The sequence below is a fragment of the Aquiflexum sp. genome (assembly GCF_977115555.1).
Window position 1 is genome coordinate 1 of sequence record NZ_CDSBKL010000316.1, and the last position, 4974, is coordinate 4974.

Annotated in this window: 4 protein-coding genes; all 4 read right to left on the reverse strand. The window is 43.1% G+C overall.

Annotated features, from left to right (window positions below):
* Window positions 1-449, reverse strand: a 449-nt coding sequence (locus tag ACZFYI_RS15630) for a hypothetical protein (protein WP_462525062.1), incomplete at its 3' end; no start/stop codon positions are given.
* Between the two features lie 24 nt (window positions 450-473).
* Window positions 474-1613: an efflux RND transporter periplasmic adaptor subunit gene (locus ACZFYI_RS15635; protein ID WP_462525063.1), complete on the reverse strand. Its 1140-nt coding sequence runs from the start codon at window positions 1611-1613 to the stop codon at window positions 474-476.
* A gap of 3 nt (window positions 1614-1616) precedes the next feature.
* Entirely contained in the window at window positions 1617-2828 is a 1212-nt protein-coding gene (locus ACZFYI_RS15640) for a TolC family protein (protein WP_462525064.1), read from the reverse strand.
* The coding region (locus tag ACZFYI_RS15645) for an efflux RND transporter permease subunit (RefSeq protein WP_462525065.1) at window positions 2812-4974 on the reverse strand (2163 nt) is incomplete at its 5' end. The genes ACZFYI_RS15640 and ACZFYI_RS15645, both read right to left, overlap by 17 nt.

The window sequence follows — 4974 nt, forward strand, 5'->3', positions numbered from 1 at the left end:
GAAACAAACCCTTCCCGGATTTCAGGATGCCTGATTTCACCCCCTGTAGTTCCTGTCTCTTTGGCAAAGAATAATACAACCACTGCAAATACCGCTACAACTATGGCGAGAAAATTGGAATAGGAATTCTTTTTCCAATTAAGCCAAAGTCCTAGCACCGAGAGAACACCAAGTCCATAAGATAGGTATGCAAACGTCTCGGCTGCCTCTTCGTGGATTTTGATGTACTTTTCATCCACGCCGGGAAGATTTTCGATAAGCTCTTCCGCATCCTCACCTGTTCCAAATGCCGGAAGGGTAAATAGCGCCCCAAGGATAAATAATCCAAATGCTGCTCTCTTGAGGATTTGTGCTTTGAAAATAAAACCTGAAACCAATAACAGTAAGCCGATGATAGGAACAATGATGGGTAGATGGTTAAAAATGAGATGGAGATGGGCCTGGTTCATTGTGATTTGAGTTTAGGTATGCTTTTATTTAATCAATTGAAAGCCTCCTTTGGAAAGGAACAATGTATTTTTGCCAAGATTCTCTGCTTCTAGAATTTCTACCATTTGGTCATCCTGCAAGCCAATATCGACTTTGGTTTTTTTGAGGTAGTACAGGTCATTTTCTTTTTTGGTCAATGCAAGCACATAATTCACCTCATCTGAATTGATTACTGCAGTGGCAGGAAGGGCGGAATTCTTACTGGTTTTGACCCCGATTTTGGCCTCGATGAACATACCTGGTACAAGCAAATCTCCTTCTTTCTCATCATCAAGATGGACGTGGATATTGAGCATCCTCTTTTCATTTATAGATTGACCGATGAGGAAAATCTTTCCTTTAAACTCCCGGCTTTTGTTATCCGGAAGGTAAAAAGAGACAGGTTGGCCCATCTCAAGTGCGATGGCATCCTGCTCAAATACATTGAGTTCAATATGCAAATGGTCCTTGTTGATGATGGTCAGCGCAATGTCCGAAGGGTTGAGGTAGGTGCCTTGGTTGACTTTAATGGATTCGATATAACCTGAAATCGGCGCATAGATAGCTGCTCTTGAGGTGATTTTTGAAGCATCCAATTGGGTGGTGGAAATATTTACCAATTGAAGTTTTTTGCGCAGACTTTCGGTTTTGGCCAAAGTACTTTTGTAATCGGATTCTGCTTTGGCAAAATTCTTTTCAGAAGCAATATTTTCTGCATTGAGCGTTTTTTGGCGCTCATAATCAGATTTGAGGTAGGAAAGCTGGCTCACCGCATCCAGATAATCCTGCTGCATCTGGACAAATTCCGGATTTTCAATAATGAAAAGCACCTGTCCTTTCTGGATTTTTTGACCTATGAGAAGGTCAAATTGAACGATATTTCCGCCAAAATAGGAACTGATATCAAACCTTCCTTCTGCGGGGATATTGACCATACCATTGGTCAGTGTAAAGTCTGAAAACGTATGTGTAGTCAGAGAGTCCCAAGCCATGGCCGCATTATCAAATTGGGCCTGTGAGATGATGATTTCATTGGAATCTTTTTCTTCAGGAATCTCAATGGATTGTTCATTTCCTGTACCGCATGCCGAAAAAACCACAGCGCTCAGTGAAAAAAAGATGGATATATAGGAGTAATTTTTCATGATTTAGGGATTGATTAGGTAATTGATTTCCAATGCTGCCATGTTGTAACCTTGGAGGTTTAGCAGGTAATCTACTTCGATATTTCGTGAATTTTCAATGAGCAATACATATTGGAAGAAGTCGATTTCACCTCCTTTATACGCAATATTGCCCTGGGAAATCAGCTGCTTGCTGAGCTGATTGCCCTCCTCGGTATAGAAGGATATTGCCTCTTGAAATTTTTGCAATTCTATCTCCAACTGCTTTCTCCTGTTGTCAAGTTGGAAAGCATAATTTTCAGAAGCGAAGTTCGTCTGCGCCAATTCATATTTGGAAGCATTGATTTTGGCTTTTTGGGCACCAAACCAAAGTGGAATGGAAACTCCCACCTGCACTCCCGGGTAAATCCTGGCATTGGGTCCGGTATTCGTGCCGCGGAAAAACTCCCCATGCAGGTCAGGCAACAATCTTTGCTTTTCTAAGCTTACATTGTCTTGTTTGAGGTTGATGGATTGCTGATAAAACTGAATCCCCGGATGGGTTTCCATATCCCAATTTTCAATCGGAAGAGGCAAGAGTTCCTGATCAGGAATCTCAAATTCCCCTCCTACTTGGATCAGTTGCTCCAGCTTTATAAAGGCTTGACTTTTACTTTCGGTAGTCTGGGCCAATCTGACTGCAAGCTCTCTCATTTTGCTCCTGGCAGTTAATTTTTCCAGGTAATTGGTTTCACCAAGTTCATAACGCCTACTGGCCGCAATCGAAAACTGTTGGTATAAGCTGTCAAGAAAGCGGTAATTGTTTTCAAGTTTTTGAAGGTAGACGATGGTATAGTAAGTCTGTGACACTTCTTTGATGATCTGATTTTGGGTGAGCAGGTATTGCTGTTGCTCCACCATTCCCATATCTTGGAATACCCTCTTTTGACTTCCATATACTGTTGGAAACAACATGCTCTGGCTGATTCCAAATACTTTGTTTGAATACCCGTTTTCTGCAATGTCATTTTGGTCATGACGGTAAAAGACCTGGGTTTTGTCAAGGTTGAAACCCACAGGTACCATCGCCTTGGCTGCTTCTACCCTTTGCCGGGCGGATTTCAGTCCAAGGTTATTTTGCAATGCAGAATCAATGGCCGAGGCAAGATTGATAGATTCGACCTGTGCCATGGATTGGAAAGGAAAAACCCAGATGAAACAGGCTACAAGTAAGATCCATTTATGGTTGGATTTCATGGTTGATTTTTTTGTTAGTATGAAACATCGTGTACAAAACAGGAAGGACAATCATCGTCAGCAGCGTTGCGGATATCAGGCCTCCCACCACTACCGTTGCCAAGGGCCTCTGCACTTCCGCTCCTGCTGAGGTGGATATTGCCATAGGCAAAAATCCCATTGCGGCTGCAGCTGCTGTCAGAAGGACGGGACGCAGCCTTTCTTTTGTCCCTCTCAGGATCAGGGATTTCAAATCCCCTTCGTAGCCTTTTTGAAGTTCTTTGAAATGCTCGATCAAGACGATACCGTTGAGCACTGCAATCCCGAACAGGGCGATAAAGCCCACTCCTGCCGAAATACTGAAAGGCATGCCCCTTAAGTAAAGAAGAAGAATCCCTCCCACCGCTGAAAACGGGATGGCGGTATAGATCATCAAGGCTTCTTTGACCGAGGATAGTGCAAAAAACAAAAGCAAGAATATCAGTGCCAAGGCAATCGGCACAGCAATTACCAGCCTCGCTTTTGCCATGTTGAGGTTTTCAAATTGTCCTCCATAATCTATATAATAGCCCTCAGGCAACTTGACTTTGGATTGGATGATGGCTTGTATATCGGTCACCACAGACTGCAAATCCCTGTTTCGGACGTTTACTCCGATGACTACCCTTCTCCTTGATCCGTCACGTGATATTTTAGCAGGTCCTTTGTCGAGGTAAATTTCTGCAAACTCACTCAAAGGAAGAGAACTCCCATTTGGAAGATTGACAGATGCCTGCCGGATATTGTCCAGGTTCTTTCTGAACTCGTCACCAAACCTGATTACCAAATCAAATTGTTTTTCTCCCTCAAAAACCGTCCCGGCTGCCTTTCCTGCGAAACCCATGGTAATGATCTCGTTCAGGGTACTGATGTTGATGCCATATTTGGCTATTTTCTCTCTGTTATACCTTATTTTCATCTGGGGCAGACCGGCTGTTTTTTCCACTACGATGTCTGCAGCACCTTCGACATCCTGAATGGCTGCTTCGATTTCCTTTGCTTTTTGGTTGAGGATATCAAGATCTTCCCCAAATACTTTGATGGCCAAATCAGCCCTCACCCCTGTAATCAGTTCATTGAATCTCATTTCGATAGGCTGTGTAAACTCAAACTCCAAACCGGCGATGACTGAGAGTGAATCCTTGAATGCATCAGCCAATTCGTCTTTGGAGGATACAGTCGTCCATTCTCCCGGAGGTTTCAAAGTCACGATGATGTCACTTTCTTCCATGGACATGGGGTCTGTGGGGATTTCGGCTGCTCCGATACGGCTGACTACCTGATCCACTTCGGGAAATCCGAGTAGGATTTTCTCAATTTCAGTAGTCGTTTCGATGGTATTGCTTAAAGTTGTACCAGTCTTCAAAACAGGCTGAATGACGAAATCTCCTTCATTCAATGTTGGGATAAACTCTGCTCCCATTCGTGAGAATATCCCAAAGGAGACGACCAACAACACAACTGCCAATGCCAATACTGTCTTTTTTCTATCAAGCGCCCAGCTTATAGTTGGCTGATATGCGCTATTGATCGAATCAATCAACCTACTGGTGATGTTTCTTTTGTTTGGATCAGTTGCTTTGAGAAAAAGGGAAGAAACCACAGGTACATAGGTCAGTCCCAAAATCATGGTTCCCAACAAAGCAAAGCTGAAAACCTGGGCCATAGGACCAAACATTTTTCCTTCAACTCCTGAAAGTGAAAGAATAGGGATAAAAACGATGATGATGATAATCTGACCAAAAACAGCCGAATGCATCATTTTGGAAGCACTTTCAATGGCAATCTTGTCTTTTTGCATTCTAGTTTCTGCCTTGGAAAGTCCTAGAAGCAGGCCATATTTTGCAGAGAGCTGAAAAGCGATAAATTCCACAATGATCACGGCCCCATCGATAATGATTCCAAAGTCAATTGCGCCCAAGCTCATCAGGTTGGCATCCACCCCAAAAATGTACATCAGGGACAAGGCAAATAGCAAACTCAAAGGAATGACTGAAGAAACCACCAGCCCTGACCGGAAATTTCCAAGAAGCAGCACGACTACAAATACCACAATCAAACAACCCAAAATAAGGTTTTCGGCAATGGTGAATGTGGTTCTTCCTATCAAGTCACTCCTATCCAAAAA